The following is a 16425-nucleotide window of genomic DNA, read 5'->3' on the forward strand; positions in this document are numbered from 1 at the left end:
CTCTTTTGCTTCTTTGTAGGCAGCTTCAAATGCTACATGTGACAAAGATGAGCCTTGGGCAAAATGCACTTTGTCATACGCTTTTTTAAATTTTCCCGCAGCTCTTTGTTCGGGATGGCTACTGTGCTTATTGCAAAACCTGCCATATTAAAAGTTTTTCCTACGCCAATTGCGGTAAGTGTAATATCTTTTGCCCGTGAGCCTAATGCGGCAAACGGAGTATGTTTGTATGGTGCATAGACCAGATCAGCATGTATTTCATCCGCAAAAACGACAATATTATGTTGTAGACAAACTTCCAGTATCTGTTCAAGTTCCTCTTTTCCATACTCTTCCCACAGGATTATGAGGAGAACACAGCAGTAAAAGCTTTGTATTTTCATCAATTTTTGCTTTCAAATCTTCTATATCAAATTCATATTTTCCCTGCTTGTTACATGTAAGCGGATTTTTAACAAGTTTTCTGTTTAATTGCAAAACACTGTGGAAAAAAGGCGGATAGACAGGTGTTTGTACGATAACACCCTCTCCCTCTTTTGTAAAAGCCTCTATAGCAGTATGCATCGATGCTACAACAGAATGGGAATAGAACATATCTTCCAATGCAAAAGTAACATTATGCTCTTGTTTCATCCATGCAATCTGTGCCATAAATACGGACTCCGGTACCTCTTCATATCCCATTACCGGATGCCGGAGTCTTTTTTCACAGCATCCAAAACACACTGTGGTGTATCTATATCCATATCTGCTACCCATACAGGAAGGACATCCTGTGTACCGAAAAGCTGTTCTCTTAAAACATATTTTTCCGCATTGCTGCCTTCACGTTCACTGGCTGTATCAAAACTGTACTTCTTCAACGCTTTTTCCATACACTTACCTGTGAAACGGTATGTTGATATTTTCTTGTTGTTTCTTTTATGACAAACTCCAAATCTTCTACATGTAAAAGCTCAAATTTATCATGCAGAATATCTTTCAGGCGCTCTATTGTTCTGACTGCATTCCCGTTTTCATCTTTGTATCCGCCAAGCCAAAACTCTTTTTTTGTAGAGCTTTCCTGCCATGTATAGGGAGAGGTAAGCATCAGTATACCGTCGGCATTGAGTCTTTGGTCTACCGTGTCCAAAAAGAGTCTTGGGTTGTAAAGTCTGTCTATGAGATTCGTCGCCATTATCAAATCATACGCAGTGAAATCAGGCTTCAGGTTACAGGCATCTCCCTGCCAAAAAGAGACTTTCTCAGCCAACTGCTCATATCCCAAATCCTGCAGAGTCACTTTTTTATTGATACTGAGTTCACCCTCTTCCTTACATGTAAACGCAACATAGCCTGCTTCTTGTAATTTGGAACCGACCTGAATGAAACGTACAGAAAAATCTATACCCTCAACTTTGTCAAATGTTTTTGCAAGCTCGAAACTGGCTCTTCCTGTTGCACAGCCTAAATCCAGTGCTTTTGTTGTATTTGTTGCATATTTTGCAGCAATTTTGCACAGGCTATGGCAAAATTTTCAACACCAAAATGCGTGTCACCATACTGAAATTCACAATACTGTGAAACAAGTTCATCACTCTCATAGATATCTCCACGGTCATCTTTGCTGTTTTGTGTTATAACATAGCGAAAACCGGCATTTTGAAAAAAGTGTTTTCTAAATGCATACCGAGAGTGTTTCATGATTAGGTTTCCACTGCTGGCCCATGATGAACCGAGTATCATAGCATGCTTGTCATCAAAAGTAGGCACAGAAAAGTCGTCATAGGCCGCATGCACTTCAAAACCTTTAAAAGGGCGTATCGGTGTTCTGCTCCACTGCCATACATTTCCTATAACATCATAAATCTCGTTAAAACCGAACTCATCAACAGGACAGGAGGAAGCATAATGATAAAAATTGATATTTGCACGACTCTCATGCAGGGCAGGAACATCTTTAAGATTGGCTTTTTTATATATCAACTCATATTCTGCCTCACTTGGAAGGAGATACTCTTTGTTCTCTTTTTTGCTTTTGTATCTGCAAAATGCTTCTGCCTCAAGAGCATTCACATCCACAGGCCAATCTTGCGGCATATCTATAATTTTGCTTAACGCTCTGTACTTAAAGACTCCGTTTTTTTGACCCAAAAATGAGGATGCTTTGCATTGGATTTTTCTAAAAACACCAACCCTTCTTCATCCCAGTACTCTTTTGTCTCATATCCGCCGTCATTGACAAACTCCATAAATTCGCCATTGCTGACAAGAAATTTACAAACCTGAAAATCTTTAACAACTTCTTCATAGCTGCCATATTCATTATCCCATCCATACAGATGATGATTCTTGGCTTTTCCCAGAGTAACTGTATCGCCCTTGAGTGTTATCATCTCATTTTGAGGCGCATCTGAAGAGTGTGTACAGATATTGAATTCAGGAACATCTTTGATATATTCCAGAGGCATTTGACGATGCAGCACCAAAGATGTCTCTATGTGAATACGTTCATGCTCTATCCCCATCAGTATAATCCACATTGGTGAGTCCTGTTTTATCGGTAAGCTAAACTCCAACTGCATGATCAATCTGTCCACCAGTTTTCGCACAGCATCCCGGTAATTTTTCACTGCAGAGACTTCAGGCCACCTGTAGCGTGACTCGTCCAGATCATCCCAACGCATTTCATCCACGCCTACAGCAAACAGAGACTCAAATTCAGGATTTATTCTTTCATAAATTATTTGCATACTCACAAGTCTGTTTACAAAAAAGGTCGCTGTATGTCCAAAATAAAATATCATTGGATGACGGGTCGGTTCGCTTTTCTTGTAAAACACAGACTCATCTTGCAACAATTCAAAAACTTTTTCAAACAGATCAAAGGTATTATGGAAGTACTCGCGTATCTCTTTGCGTTTTTTCTCAATATTTTCTCCATCAAGTGTGACCGGGTACATACTTAGTTTACTCAATATTTTTCCTTTTTCTATTTATCATGGCTTATGTTATAATCATTATATGAAATTTTATCAAAGTAAATTATTAAACAACTACTCAAAACTCACACATGCCTTTACATGTAAGGAAAGCGGGAATTTAGCCTTTCATGTTCAGGATAATCCAAAAAATGTACTGCAAAATCATAAAACTTTGGCAAAAAAACTCCATTATGACTATAAAACACTTGTACACATGAAACAGATTCACTCAAATATTGTAAAAACAGTTGATAAAAACGACAACTTTTTCAATCCTCCTACCTGTGACGCAGTGATTACAAATAAAAAAAACACCCCTCTGCTGGTAATGGCAGCCGACTGTTCTCCGATCCTTTTTTATGATCCCAAACAAAATGTCATTGCTGCAGCACATGCCGGCAGAGCAGGAGCCTTTGAAAATATTGTTCAAAATGTTCTTAACAGTTTTGTCAGGAGTTTTTCATCTGATATGAAGGATCTTCTAGTCACCGTCGGACCTGCAATATGTCAGAAATGTTATGAAATAAATGAGCAGATTTACAAAGAGGCAAAAGAGAAAGAAGTCAGTTATGCTGTTGATAAAAAAGGAAAGAAATTCTACCTGGATATCAGAGCAATACTCCAGAAACAGTTCTGTGCAGCAGGTGTTTTAGCCAAGAATATTGAGATATCAGATATTTGCAACTGTTGTCATTCTGACAGATTTTATTCTTACAGAAAAAACAACCCTACCGGAAGATTTGCAGGGATTATTATGCTTTAAATTTCATAAAAATATGTTGCATATGCCTTGTCAAGTTCAGAGAGTTTTACATGAAAAACAGCACGGACTTTCTCCTGAATATCTTTCCAAAAAGAGTCCAGCACTACACTTGCTCCAACATTTTGCCCTACTACAAAAAGTTCTCCTTCCAAGGCTTCTACAATATCTAGAACGATAATATCAGAAGCATCTGTGGCCAGTTTATACCCGCCGTTTACACCTCTTATACTTACAACAAAGCCGTGCTTTTTCAAGCTTGAAAGAATTGTTCAAGGTAACCGTGCGAAATTTGCGTCATCGCAGCTATCTCTTTTATCTGCATCAGCTTGTTTCTGGGAGAATTGTACAACGCATGCATTGCTGCAACACCATACAGGCTTTTTGTAGACACGCCTACCATTACATAAATCTTTTATATAAATAATACATTTTGCATCCCAGACAGTAGTTAAAAGCAACTTCCAAAAACAGACATACAAGAAAAACACCACTCATAATATAAAACAGCATTTGTGCATGCAATAGATCAAATAATACTATAAATACTAAAAATATCAACCCAAAATATGTAGCCAGTCTTTTAGCTGCAGCATCTTCAAATTTACTCTTTACATGTAACAGCTCTTTAGTTCTTGCAGACAGGAAGTACAAAGGGCTGTAGTTTTTGTCAATAAAAAGTCTTATCATAAAATCTGCAATTAAAAAAAGCACAATACCCCTGGATGATGTACCAAGATAAAGACTGAAAAGCAGTAAAATATAAGATGCATTAATTCTGACAATATTAGCATCAACTTTGATAAATGATATAGGACAGGACTTTTGACTCATGCCGACTCCTTGTATTGATTGTTGGAATAATAATAAAGAAGTCGTTTAAAGTCAAGTAAACATAGTAGATTACTAAGGTTTGTGGTTTGTGACTTTTTTTGCCAGTTGTTCAGGCAAGAGTTCTAAAGACTCTTCTACAACTCTGTATTGCCGTGTGTGATAAATGCATCCTCGTATTCAAAAGGATACAACGGATATATTTAAAATATTCTCCTTTGATAAAAACTCTAAAATTGCAGAGCCGACACCGCCATACTTTGCCGTATCTGAAAAAACAAACCATTTGTTATACCTGTTTGACAAATCTTTGAGCATCTCTTCATCAAGCGGTTTTACAAAACGTAAATCGAGAATACTTACATCTTCTTTCATGCATTGTGCTGTTTGATATGCCCGTCCGACACCATTTCCGTAACCGATAAAAAGAATATTGCTCTTTGCCGTCTGTAAAAGCTGGGATTTTCCAAGTTCAAAAGGTGCAGACTCAGGCAAATCAGTTTCTGTAAAAGAACCCCTTGGATAACGCAAAGAACACGGATGCTCATATTTTGCGGCAAAACCCATTGCCTGATGAAAACTCTTCTCATCTCTAGGTGCAAACAGTGTCATATTTGGAATAGTCCGCAAATAACTGACATCAAATACACCCTGGTGGGTTTCTCCGTCTTCTCCAACAATTCCGGCACGGTCAAGTGCAAATACAACAGGCAGATCCATCAAGCAGGTATCGTGAATTACCTGATCATAGGCACGCTGCAAAAATGTAGAATAAATACTGCAAAAAGGTTTAAATCCCTCTTTTGCCAGTGCTGCCATAGAAGTCACGGCATGCTGTTCTGCAATAGCCACATCCCAAAAACGTGTCGGATATTTTTTTATAAGCTCACTTAGCCCTGTACCGCTTGGCATTGCTGCTGTAACACCGACAATCTTCTCATTTTTTTCACACAAAGAAAGAAGAGACTCGGTATATATCTGTGTAGCGCTTTTTGTTGCGGCTTTTTTGGCAGAACTTCCGCTTGAGAGATCAAACGGACCGACACCATGCCATTTTTCTTCTTTGCCTTCTGCAATTTCATACCCTTTTCCTTTAAGAGTCTGTGCATGAATTATAACCGGTTCGTTGAGTTTTCTTGCCGTTTTGAGTATCTCTACAAGTTGTGCAATATTGTGCCCGTCTATTGGACCTATATAGTTAATCCCCATCTCTTCAAAGAGTATGCCCGGAGTAATGAGTTTCAAAGATTCTTCCATGCGCTTGGCTATATACCTGGCACCGTCGCCAAAGTTGTCGACAAAACTCTCCGTATTTTTTTTAAATCTTTGGTAAAAAGGAGATGCCATGGCAGAGCTGAGCATTCTGCTGATTGCACCAATAGGTTTTGCTATGCTCATCTCATTATCATTTAAAATAATAATCATCGGGTACTTTCTCTCACCCAACTCATTTAACGCCTCATACACCATACCTGCCGTCATAGAACCGTCACCGATAAGCACCACGGGAATACGTTCATTTTGCTGACCTTTAAGCGCTATGGCTTTGGCAGCCCCGACTCCCAAAGATATTGAAGTGGAACTGTGTCCTGCCACAAAATAGTCATCGCTGCTTTCGCTTGGTTTTGTATAACCGCATATTCCGTTAAACTGTCTGAGTGTATCAAATTCTTCCCATCTTCCTGTAAGCAGTTTGTGGGCATACGCCTGGTGTGATACATCAAAGATAAAAGGATCTTTTTGAGAATCAAATACTTTATGCATTGCCACAATTATCTCTGTAGCCCCGAGAGTAGAACTCAAATGTCCGCCATTCTTACTCACAACTTCCAAAATTCGTTTTCTTATATCTTCACTGAGAGCTTCAAGCTCTTTAATACTTTTCTCTTTTATATTCATTCTACTCACTTAAAGCTGCCTTTTTTACTCTCTCAAATCTTTTTGATATTTGTGCATCAATATTGCCTGCATCACTCAAAACTATAACACCGCCTTCACTTACTGCACTTTCAGGCAAAACTTTTACATGCTCAAGTTTGGTAAAATGTTCTGCGATAGCGCTGTGATCTTTTGGATTGACCTTCAGTGTTATTTTAGAAGCATTTTGTAATTCCTGTATCAACTCATCACTGAGTTTTTTAGCAATCTGTGAGGAATTTTCACTGACTTCAATCTGTACAACCTCTTTTGCAATGTCTATGGCCGCATGCAGCAATTCGTTCTTTATCCCTTCTAAAGCTTTTTCAAATTCACTCGCACTCTCTTCAAGTTTTTGTATGGAGTTTGTCAAAAGCTCGAGTTTACTACGCAGTGTTTTGTCAATCTCTTCTCTTGCTTTTGCCTCTCCGGCCTTCAAGCCTTCAGCAAAAGCCTCTTCCCTGGCTTTTTTCAGTTCTTCTTGAAACTCTTCTTCTTTGGCTTCGAGTCTCATTTGCAATTTTATAAAGTTTGATGACATTTCATCTGTTTTTTTCATTAAAGACTCTATAAGTGAATCTTTAGAACTCGTACTCAGAGCACTCGAATCAACATCCGAAGCTCTTGCCTTTGGATTGTCTTCTTGTGTAAATACCTTATTTTCTTTTTTTTGCTCTTCTTTTGAGCCCATTGCAATAACTTTAAAACTGTATTTTTGCACATTATGCTCGTTAATTTCATTTTCAGATATTATAGTTGCCATTTTTTACTCTATCATCTCTTCGCTGGAGCCCATTTGGATAGTTCCCGCTTCAGCCAACTGATTGACCACTTCCACAATTTTTCTCTGAGCCGCCTCAACATCTTTCATTTTGACTGCTCCCAGGAACTGCATCTCTTCTTCAAAGGCTTCTCGAGCCCGCTCACTCATTGCAGAGAAAAACTTCTCTTTTAACTCTTCCGGAGCAGATTTGAGTGCCAGCATCAATTCTGCTTTGTCTACAGCCTTTAAAATCTCTGCAATAGAATTCTTGTCCAAAGTCACAATATCTTCAAAAGTAAACATCATCTCTTTAATCTGTGTTGCCAACTCTTCATCGACCTGCTCAATATTTGCCAAAGTCGCTTTAGAGCTTTTTGCACCAAGGCGGTTAAAGATATCTGCAACCGCACGTGTTCCGCCAACTTCTACTTTATAAGAAGCAAGCGATTCAAGTTTTGATTCAAGAACAGCAGAAACCCGTTTGATAACCGAAGGGGAAATGTCTCCGAGTTTTGCCATACGCATCGCAACTTCACTTCGCAAATCATCCGGAAAATACTGCAATGTGTCGGCAGCCTCAGTAGGGTCCATATGTGCCAAAATCAAAGCAATTGTCTGTGGATGTTCATTGATAATAAAGTCTGAAAGCTGTTGTGGTTTGATTTTTGAAAGATAGGCAAAGTTTTGTGTATTTTGCATGCTTTTTGAGAGTTTGTCTAAAATCTTTTTTGCCTCTTCGGGACCGAGTGTTCTGTAGAGTAGTTCTCTTGCATACTCCATACCGCCTGATGTCATATACTGACCCGACTGAAATATCGCATGAAACTCTTCTAAAACAGCAGTTGCTATTGCCTTGTCAATAGTTCTGTTTGCTGCAATATATTTTGATATTTCAGTAATAGCCTCAACACCCATATTTGAAAATATTGCCGCTGTTGCGTCTTCACCCAACTGCAGCAGAAGTATGGCAATTTTTTCTGCCATACTCATTTCATCAAGTGCGGCCTGTTGCTGCTGTGTTAAAGTAGCCATACTTACTTCCTCTCTTTAGATGGAACTTCAGACTCTTCACTCAAAAGAGCCTCCAGCAAAGAAGCCACCTCTTCAGGTCTATCCTCCGCCATAGTTTTTACTTTTTCCAGGATAACCTCATGTTTGAGGTCATCTTCATTAAAATTACTTCCCATACCAAGTTGCTCTTCAACTTTTTTACGCATTTTTTGTACTTTTTCGACCAAATCATCGCCCTCTTCTTCATCCAGTTCCAGTGAAGGCGCAACAAGTTCTTCTTCTTCTTTTGACACTTCAAGCATCTTATCCGCAAACGGAGCAATGACTTTTTTGTACAAAACAAACAACAGGATAAACACAAACAGATATTTCAGCAAACCGGAAAATGGAGCCAAATATATTTCACTGAATGCAATAGCTTTGTTGACTCCCTGAGCCCCTCCGCTTACAGATGCTCTTTCAAACTGCAAATTTTGTACACTGATTTGATCGCCTCTTTTAGGATCAATACCGATAGAACGACTGGCAAGAGAGGTTAAGGCATTTATGTCCGCAGCATCCAAAGGCACATACTCCATCTCATCAGTTGGATTCCCCTCTTTGTCCAGTTTTGGTTTGTATTTTCCGTCAACGACAACTGCAGCCGTTATCCTTTTGATTCTTGCAAACTGACTCTTTGTAGTGCTGACGGTTTTTCCGACTTCATAATTCGTTGTGCCGGAGTTTTTTGAATATTTCTCCACCATTTTATTTGAGGCAAGTCCCTGTACCGGACCAATGTTGCTTACCGTTCCAGGAACGCCTCCGACTTCTTTTGGGGCACTTCCTTCTCTTTTTTCTTCATTAACCTGTTCGCTTCGCACAACATTTTCAGGATCATATTTTTCGGAAGTAGAGTTTTTTTGTGAAAAATCAAATTCTATGGTTACCTGTGCCACAACCTTGTCACTGCCGCCTACAAAAGGTGCGATAACATCAATGATTTTTTCCTGCTTTTTTTTCTCTTCTTTTATTTTATATTTTTGCTGAGCAATAGAGAGTTCACTCATTTGTGCCATTTCATCGTCATCACCAAGTGTTACGCCGTCACTGTTAATCAACATTACATTAGAAGGTTTTAGTTTTGGCACAGCTGCTGCGACAAGATTTTTAATTCCCCTGATTTGCTTGGAAGTAAGCATCCTTCCCTCAACCAACTGCACCATTACAGAGGCTGTCGGATCAACCTGTTTGGATACAAAAAGAGTCTCTTTCGGCAGAGCAAGGCTCACTGTTGCTTTTTCTACAGGGGAAAGTGCACTGATAGTACGGGAGAGTTCACCTTCCAATGCGCGCAGATGCTTGATTTTTTGATCAAAATTTGTAGCACCGAATTCCTGTTTGTCAAAAAGTTCAAATCCCACGCCTCTGTTTTTTGGAATACCCAAAGAGGCAATAGAAATCCTCTCTTTGTACACAATATCACGAGGCACTTTGATAACATTGTTTGCTTCAATTTTATAAGGAATATTATCTTTGTCAAGCTGTTCTACAACTTTTGCAGCTTCAGAGGGTGTCAGAGAATCAAAAAGTACTTCATATCTGTCAAGTGAAGTTTTTTTAGCAGTAAAAACAACTAAAAAAATCAAAAAAGCAACAATACCTATTACAGCAGCTGCTATAATCATTTTTTGCTGTTTTGTAAGTTTTGCATACAAAACTGATAATTGCGAAAAAAGTACTTTAAAATCCATCAACTTCCCATCTTAAATTTTATAATAACAGTGATGCAAGTTCAAAAAAACGGCTGTTTTGCTCTTTTGTTCCGACAGTTACACGAATTGCATTCAACCCATAACCACTTAAATCCCGTACTATCATTCCTTTACGCAATAAAGCATTAGAAATTTCTGTCGAATTTTGTGTGTTATTCAGGCATAAAGTAACAAAGTTTGTATAACTCTCTATTATATCTATTTTTTGCTCATTTGCAAACTCTTCATAGCGTTTCATCTCTTGGAAATTTAAAGCGATACAATTATTTACAAATTCCTCATCTTCAAGTGCAACACTGGCAGCTTCAAGCGACAATGTCGTTATGTTAAAAGGCGGTCTCAGTTTATACAGTTCTTTTATAATATTTTCTGACGAAATACCATACCCGACACGCATGCCTCCAAGTCCGTAGGCTTTTGAAAAAGTACCCAGATAAATGACATTTTCAAATTTTTCAACCAACTCTTGAGGCATGATTTTTTTACTTTTGTCTTTATATGCAGCATATTCCATATAGGCACCGTCTACAACAACCAAAGTATCATTGTCGATTTTTTCTATAAACTTCATCAATTTGTCTGCATCTATTGCATCCCCTGTCGGGTTATTCGGTGTGCACAAAAAAATTATCGCAGGATTTGTCTCTTTATAAAGCTCATAAAATTCATCTAAATCATGCTCCTGTGATGCAGTTCTCACAATCTCTGCCCCGACATGTTTCGCATAAATCTCATACATTGCGAAAGTCACACTGTTCATCAGTATTTTGGAATTTTCATCAGCTTTTGCATGCATAATAAATTCTATAACCTGGTCACTTCCGCTGCCGATAATAAGATTTTTGTGCTCTGTTGCATATTTTTTTGTTAACGCATTTTTAAGTTTAAGCATACTGTCATCAGGATAAAGTGCCATATTCGGTAGAATTTTTGCCACGGCACTTTGTACTTTGGGGGAGCATCCATACGGATTTTCATTTGAAGCAAGTTTTACAATATCTTTTGGTTCTATGCCGAATTCACGTACGACAAGTTCTATAGGCTTGCCCGCCTCATAAGTTTTGATATTTTGTAGTTTTTTATTAAATTTCACTCTTCACCCTTTACGTAACTTCCAAGCCAAGTGACTTCGTCTTTATGTTTCTGTATGACTTTTTGAATCTTTTCCTCATCTATATGACCATAAAAGTCTATATAAAACCAGTAGCCAAAACCACCTTTGTCTCTTGAGGGACGAGACTCAATTTTTGAAAGATTTATCTTCTCTTCTTCAAAATCCTGTAAAAAACGCACCAGAGAACCAGCTTCAACAGCGTCTTTTAATCGTACCAGTATAGAAGTTTTATCATTCTCGCTGACAGAATTTTTAAAATCACTTAAAATGACGAAACGCGTTGTATTGTCTATGGCATCTTCAATGTTTTCAAACAGAGTAGGAAGTCCATACAGTTTTGCTGCAATATGAGAACATATTGCAGCCGAATTTGGCTCACGTGCCGCCAAAATGGCTGCTTTTGCCGTCGATTCTACCGGGATCAGTTCAACATTGATCAAACCATGTTCATTTAAAAATTCCCGACACTGCCCAAAGCCTTTGTCTTTTGAGTAGATTTTTGTAATATCCTCAAGTTTTTCCGCCTTTGTTGCAAAAGACATGTGAATCGGCATATAAAGTTCTGCAACAATTTTCATAGGACTTTTTGCAAGCAGATCAAGTGTCTCTCCAACAATTCCGTCACGAGAATTTTCAATAGGCACAACTGCAAATTTGGCACGGCCGGATTCAAGTGTTTTAAATACAGAAGCGATAGAATTTAACGAAAGATAGTCACTCATAGCCCCAAAACGGCTCTCAGCCGCCTGATGCGTAAAACTCCCTTCAGGCCCCAAATAAGCTATACGTTCCGGCAGTTCCAAATTTCTTGCCACAGCAAAAATTTCTAAAAATATTGCTTCTATTGCTTTGTTATTTAACAGTCCGCCCTCTTTTTCATTCAAAGAAACCAGTCTGTCAATAATTGCTTTTTCACGTTCTGGTCTATAGATTGCGCCACCGGTCTCTTTTTTGATTTCTCCGACTCTCTGGACAACTTTCATACGCTTATTCAACAGTGTAAGCATCTCATTGTCGATCGCATCTATCGCTTCTCTACAGTCATCTAAAGTTTTCATTATTGCTCCATCTTGTGGCGGATTAAAATATCCTGCATATTTTTATATATAAAATCGGGGATATTTGCTTCTTTTAAAAAAGGGACAATTTCCTCGGCACTTTTATATTTTCCGCTTGTTACAAAGAGTGTTTTCATACCAAGCTCTTTTGCTCCGCCCAAATCACCTTTTACATCATCACTGATAATAGTTATGTTTTGAAAATCTGCGGCAGGATTTTGTCTTTTAATTCTTTTAAGTGCTTCATTGTAAAATGCCTGACTTGGTTTGCCTACAACATCATAAGAACAGCTTGTCGCGAATTCAAGCATCTTCAAAATCGCACCTACTCCAGGGTAGCGCCTGTTGTTTTTTGCATAAATAGATGTCTCATGCATACCGACAAGTTTCGCACCATCAAGTAAAAAATCTATCATTTGTGCATATTCATCCGCAGAAAAATCCTCTTTTATGGCAATCAGTACGGTTTTGGGGTTTGTGTAGTCAAGTTTGTATCCCATGCTTTGCAGTGTTTGTAAAAACTCTTTTGCACCATATGCAGCCACAGCCTCTTTTTCGACACGGGATTCCAGAAGCATTAAAGGATCAAGGTACTTTGTCGCGTCAAATTCAAAACCCAGTCTGTTTAGATATGCCAAAAAATTCTGTGATGCTTTTTTTGTATTATTTGTTATGATCATATAAGGAATATGCTCACGATTGAGCATTTGTATAAACTCCCTGCTTCCATCTATTGGAGATTTGTCTTCATCACTGATAAGCGTTCCCTGCACATCTATAAAATACATTTTAGTCTACTAAAAATTCTTGTTCTAGACAGATAAGATCTTCAAAGCACTCTCTTTTTCTGATAAGTCTTGCTTTGGAGTTTTCAACAGCGACTTCCGCACTTCGTCCACGTGTATTGTAATTGCTCCCCATTCCAAATCCATAGGCACCGGCACTGTGAATCACAAGCAAATCATTTCTCTTTAGCTCCGGCAGAGGATAGTTTTTCGCAAAAAAGTCACCGCTTTCACACACCGGACCGACTATGTCTACTTCTCTCACCGGACCATTATTGTCTGTAATTGCTTCTATCTTATGATATGCATTATAGAGTGACGGACGCAGCAGATCATTCATTGCACCGTCAACAACAACAAATTTTTTATCACCATTTTGTTTTTCATAGAGAACTCTCGTCACAAAGTATCCTGCATTTGCCGTCAAAAATCTGCCTGGCTCACACAAAATTGTCAAGTCAAGAGCAGTGAGTGTCCCCAGAATGGCCTGTGCATAATCATAGGGCTTTATCGTCTCTTCATTATCATATTTGACGCCAAGTCCGCCACCAACATCAAAAAACTTCAACTCTATATCAATAGCCTGCAGTGAACGCACCAAATCTGCAACTATTTCGGCAGCCTCTCTTATCGGCTGCAATTGTGTCAGTTGTGAGCCTATATGAAAATGAATACCGACAGGGTCCAAATATTGAGAATTTTTAGCCTTGATATACATACGTTTAGCACTTGAGAGATCCACACCAAATTTATTGTCATGCAGTCCGGTAGAGATATAAGGATGTGTCTGCGGGTCAATATTGGGATTCACTCTGATACTTATGCGTGAAGGCTTGTCCAGTCTCTCTGCAATAGCCTCAACCCGATCAAGCTCCGCTTCGCTTTCAACATTGATATATAAAATATCTTTTTCTATCGCTTCACGTATCTCCTCATCACTTTTGCCGACACCAGAAAATATAATTTTATATGCGGGAATTCCTGCCAAAAGAGCACGACGCACTTCACCAATAGAAACACAGTCAGCACCACTGCCCATTTTTGCAAAATGACGAACAACACTTAAATTTGAATTTGCTTTTACTGCATAAGCAATAATAGACTTACGTCCCCTGAATGCTTCTTTTAACTCTGTATACTGTGCGGACATATAATCAAAATCATATACGTACAAGGGTGTTCCATACTCATCTGCCAATGCTTTAAAATCAATCATAAAAATTCCAAATATTTTTTAGATGATTTTATCTAAAATGTGCTTAGAAGTGCCTAAGACAGTAGTGTTCTGTGTCTATACCACTGAAAAAAGGCCAATAGAGCCAATATCGCAACAGGAAGAACTATCCCGACTTCACTCGGTATCACTTTATTGTTTGCAAGCTTTATCAGAAAAAAGAGAATTCCCCAGGTGAGCAACGTTGCCAGGATTGCACCAAATGTAAAAAGAGAAACATTCAAAAATCGTACACTCATTGGGACAAAGAAAAATATTATAACAATGAGACACGGAACAAAAAAAGGATAGATAAATATTTTATAAAGTGCTGACTTGATATTATCCGTATTAATGTTTTGTTTATTCAGTAAAAGCATAGCATCCACGGCATCTATAATTGTAAAGTTCACTTTTCCCTCATATACCTGGTCAAGCATTTTAGGGCGAAACCCTTCTAAAATTTTCAAATCTTTTGCTTTAGTGACTTTTATTCCGGGTGAGGCAAGAGACAAATCATCAGGCTTTGTAATAATATCAGCCTGCCTGATAAACCAGTAGTTATCTATGTATCTGGCTGACTTGGCAACAACCACTTCTTTTAAAGACTCATTTGTAACACTAAACACACGAATATTCTTCGCAGTTTCCTGCAAAGGAAGCAGTTTTGAAAAATATATATACTTTCCCTTGTACGCAAAAAAAAGATCGCGTGTGGGACTTAAATATTGCGAATTCTTTTTAATATTTCTGGAAAACTCTTCTGCTCTGGCAAAATTCGACCACGCATGCAGCGCTATAAACAGAACAATAACAGCGGTAGAAACAAGAACAAAGGGACGCAAAACATCTACTCTTGAATATCCCAAAGAAAAGAATGAAACAAGTGCATTGGAGCGGATAAGATATATTTTTGTAGATATCATTCCAAATACCAGTGCGATTGGCAGTAAAATATCTATGGCAGAAAATGATTTGTACACCAGATAAATCAAAATAAGGTTTGCCGATGACTTGGATAAATCCTGGGCACTGCCCATATAGTCAAAACCGACAACAAACAGAACCAAAGCTGTCAGTATAATCAAAAAATATTTTATATAGTGCCATGAAATATATCTGAATGCTAACATTCCATTGCCTTTTGGGAGTATTTGCACCGTGTCTCTTCCAATGAATGTGCCAGTAAAAACTCCACTGCATCACAACATTTATCTATCCATTCCGACAGACATTTTTGTTCTGTTGCACTAAAAGGACTTAATACATAAGAGGCCACTTCTCCCTTATGCGCTGGTTTTGCTATGCCCATTCTTACTCTGACATATTCACGGGATATTTTTGAATCTATTGATTTAAGACCGTTATGCCCGCCATGTCCTCCGCCTTTTTTAAAACGTAAGGCACCAAAAGGAAGATCCAAATCATCATGTATTACAACGACATCTTCGATTTTGTAAAACTGCTTTACTTTTACAACAGATTCTCCGGAAAGATTCATATATGTCAATGGTTTTAATAAAAAATGATTTTGAAATTTATAGAGTTCACCTTGAAATGATGAGGAGGAAATCTTACTGGCATTATGACGACGAATCAGTTCATCTATAACCATAAAACCGATATTATGGCGTGTAGCCTCATAGTCGGATCCAGGGTTTCCCAGCCCAACTATAAGCATATTGCTACTACTTAGCTTTGATAATACTTAGTACGGCAACACGGTCAGCATCTGTAAATTGTACATTTTCAGTTACTTCGATGTCACGAATAAGCTTAGCGTCGCCAATATCCATATCTGTTACATCAATTGTAATTGCTTTTGGTAAATCTTCAATCTTTGCTTTGACTCTCAAACGTCTTTTTGAAATATTTACAAGTCCTTTGTTTTTCACACCGATTGAATCACCGACCGCTTCAACAGGAACCATATAGTGTGTTACAACACCTGGCTGTGCCACCATTAAATCTACATGTAAAAGTTTTCCTGTTACCGGATGAGACTCATATGCCTGAACAACAACCTGCATCTCTTTTCCATCAATTGAAACAGGAAATGCCAATGTGTTTTTATTACGAACAGTACGGATATACTCATTTTCTTTAAATGCAGCATTGATATTTTCAAGCCCTTTTCCGTAAATATTCGCAATTAGATAACCATCACGGCGAAGCGCTTTTGTGCCCTTTTTGCCAATACTCTCTCTAACTATACCTTCTAACATATGAAGTCCTTTGTCTTTTAAAATAGGCGCA

18 protein-coding genes and 2 pseudogenes are annotated in these 16425 nt (G+C 38.3%); 1 reads left to right on the forward strand and 19 read right to left on the reverse strand.

Annotation, left to right across the window (positions count from 1 at the left end; all coding sequences use genetic code 11):
- Nucleotides 1-32: 32 nt before the first annotated feature.
- The 5 genes and pseudogenes from MLC44_RS10270 to ovoA form a co-directional block, all read right to left on the reverse strand.
- Nucleotides 33-759, reverse strand: a pseudogene (locus MLC44_RS10270) (aminotransferase class I/II-fold pyridoxal phosphate-dependent enzyme).
- Nucleotides 684-875 (reverse strand): hypothetical protein, encoded by a 192-nt coding sequence (locus tag MLC44_RS10275; protein WP_434657203.1) that lies wholly within the window; start codon nt 873-875, stop codon nt 684-686. Before MLC44_RS10275 ends, MLC44_RS10270 begins: the two are co-directional and overlap by 76 nt.
- A complete protein-coding gene (locus MLC44_RS10280) occupies nt 860-1501 on the reverse strand; it encodes a putative 4-mercaptohistidine N1-methyltransferase (protein ID WP_434658879.1) in 642 nt (213 codons plus the stop codon). Before MLC44_RS10280 ends, MLC44_RS10275 begins: the two co-directional genes overlap by 16 nt.
- Entirely contained in the window at nt 1447-2133 is a 687-nt protein-coding gene (locus MLC44_RS10285; RefSeq protein WP_434657205.1) for an SUMF1/EgtB/PvdO family nonheme iron enzyme, read from the reverse strand. Before MLC44_RS10285 ends, MLC44_RS10280 begins: the two co-directional genes overlap by 55 nt.
- Nucleotides 2094-2957 (reverse strand): 5-histidylcysteine sulfoxide synthase, encoded by an 864-nt coding sequence (gene ovoA / locus MLC44_RS10290; RefSeq protein WP_434657208.1) that lies wholly within the window; start codon nt 2955-2957, stop codon nt 2094-2096. The genes MLC44_RS10285 and ovoA overlap by 40 nt, the downstream gene beginning before the upstream one ends.
- Nucleotides 2958-3003: 46 nt before the next feature.
- On the opposite strand from ovoA, the gene pgeF reads away from it, so the two are divergent.
- Nucleotides 3004-3726 carry a peptidoglycan editing factor PgeF gene (pgeF, locus tag MLC44_RS10295; protein ID WP_434657210.1) on the forward strand — a complete coding sequence of 241 codons (723 nt, stop codon included), beginning with the start codon at nt 3004-3006 and terminating at the stop codon, nt 3724-3726.
- Here pgeF and MLC44_RS10300 read toward each other — a convergent pair.
- From MLC44_RS10300 to MLC44_RS10365, 14 genes and pseudogenes are all read right to left on the reverse strand, one after another.
- Nucleotides 3723-3980, reverse strand: a complete 258-nt coding sequence (locus MLC44_RS10300; RefSeq protein WP_434657213.1) for an RrF2 family transcriptional regulator — start codon at nt 3978-3980, stop codon at nt 3723-3725. The two genes, pgeF and MLC44_RS10300, sit on opposite strands and share 4 nt — an antisense overlap.
- Nucleotides 3977-4126 carry a hypothetical protein gene (locus tag MLC44_RS10305; RefSeq protein ID WP_434657215.1) on the reverse strand — a complete coding sequence of 50 codons (150 nt, stop codon included), beginning with the start codon at nt 4124-4126 and terminating at the stop codon, nt 3977-3979. Before MLC44_RS10305 ends, MLC44_RS10300 begins: the two co-directional genes overlap by 4 nt.
- Nucleotides 4126-4557 (reverse strand): DUF4395 domain-containing protein, encoded by a 432-nt coding sequence (locus MLC44_RS10310; RefSeq protein WP_434580150.1) that lies wholly within the window; start codon nt 4555-4557, stop codon nt 4126-4128. The genes MLC44_RS10305 and MLC44_RS10310 overlap by 1 nt, the downstream gene beginning before the upstream one ends.
- Nucleotides 4558-4629: 72 nt before the next feature.
- Nucleotides 4630-6453: pseudogene (dxs, locus tag MLC44_RS10315) on the reverse strand (1-deoxy-D-xylulose-5-phosphate synthase).
- Between the two features lies 1 nt (nt 6454).
- Nucleotides 6455-7234, reverse strand: coding sequence for a flagellar assembly protein FliH (fliH, locus tag MLC44_RS10320; protein WP_151899802.1), 780 nt, complete (start codon nt 7232-7234; stop codon nt 6455-6457).
- 3 nt (nt 7235-7237) lie between these two features.
- Complete coding sequence (gene fliG / locus MLC44_RS10325; protein ID WP_151899801.1) at nt 7238-8266, reverse strand: flagellar motor switch protein FliG; 1029 nt, start codon at nt 8264-8266, stop codon at nt 7238-7240.
- A 2-nt stretch (nt 8267-8268) separates the two neighbouring features.
- Complete coding sequence (gene fliF, locus MLC44_RS10330; RefSeq protein WP_434657217.1) at nt 8269-9978, reverse strand: flagellar basal-body MS-ring/collar protein FliF; 1710 nt, start codon at nt 9976-9978, stop codon at nt 8269-8271.
- A gap of 19 nt (nt 9979-9997) precedes the next feature.
- Complete coding sequence (gene hisC / locus MLC44_RS10335; RefSeq protein ID WP_346389886.1) at nt 9998-11092, reverse strand: histidinol-phosphate transaminase; 1095 nt, start codon at nt 11090-11092, stop codon at nt 9998-10000.
- Nucleotides 11089-12171, reverse strand: coding sequence for a prephenate dehydratase (gene pheA / locus MLC44_RS10340; protein ID WP_151899798.1), 1083 nt, complete (start codon nt 12169-12171; stop codon nt 11089-11091). Before pheA ends, hisC begins: the two co-directional genes overlap by 4 nt.
- Nucleotides 12171-12959, reverse strand: a complete 789-nt coding sequence (locus MLC44_RS10345) for an HAD-IIA family hydrolase (protein WP_151899797.1) — start codon at nt 12957-12959, stop codon at nt 12171-12173. Before MLC44_RS10345 ends, pheA begins: the two co-directional genes overlap by 1 nt.
- Nucleotide 12960: 1 nt before the next feature.
- Nucleotides 12961-14172 (reverse strand): diaminopimelate decarboxylase, encoded by a 1212-nt coding sequence (gene lysA, locus MLC44_RS10350; protein WP_188110035.1) that lies wholly within the window; start codon nt 14170-14172, stop codon nt 12961-12963.
- 53 nt (nt 14173-14225) lie between these two features.
- Nucleotides 14226-15302, reverse strand: a complete 1077-nt coding sequence (locus MLC44_RS10355; RefSeq protein ID WP_346389885.1) for an LptF/LptG family permease — start codon at nt 15300-15302, stop codon at nt 14226-14228.
- Complete coding sequence (pth, locus tag MLC44_RS10360; protein ID WP_434636638.1) at nt 15296-15850, reverse strand: aminoacyl-tRNA hydrolase; 555 nt, start codon at nt 15848-15850, stop codon at nt 15296-15298. The genes MLC44_RS10355 and pth overlap by 7 nt, the downstream gene beginning before the upstream one ends.
- 7 nt (nt 15851-15857) lie before the next feature.
- Complete coding sequence (locus tag MLC44_RS10365) at nt 15858-16394, reverse strand: 50S ribosomal protein L25/general stress protein Ctc (protein ID WP_151899794.1); 537 nt, start codon at nt 16392-16394, stop codon at nt 15858-15860.
- Between the last annotated feature and the right edge of the window lie 31 nt (nt 16395-16425).

It is taken from the genome of Sulfurimonas sp. NW9 (assembly GCF_051132275.1).
Taxonomy (GTDB): domain Bacteria; phylum Campylobacterota; class Campylobacteria; order Campylobacterales; family Sulfurimonadaceae; genus Sulfurimonas; species Sulfurimonas hydrogeniphila.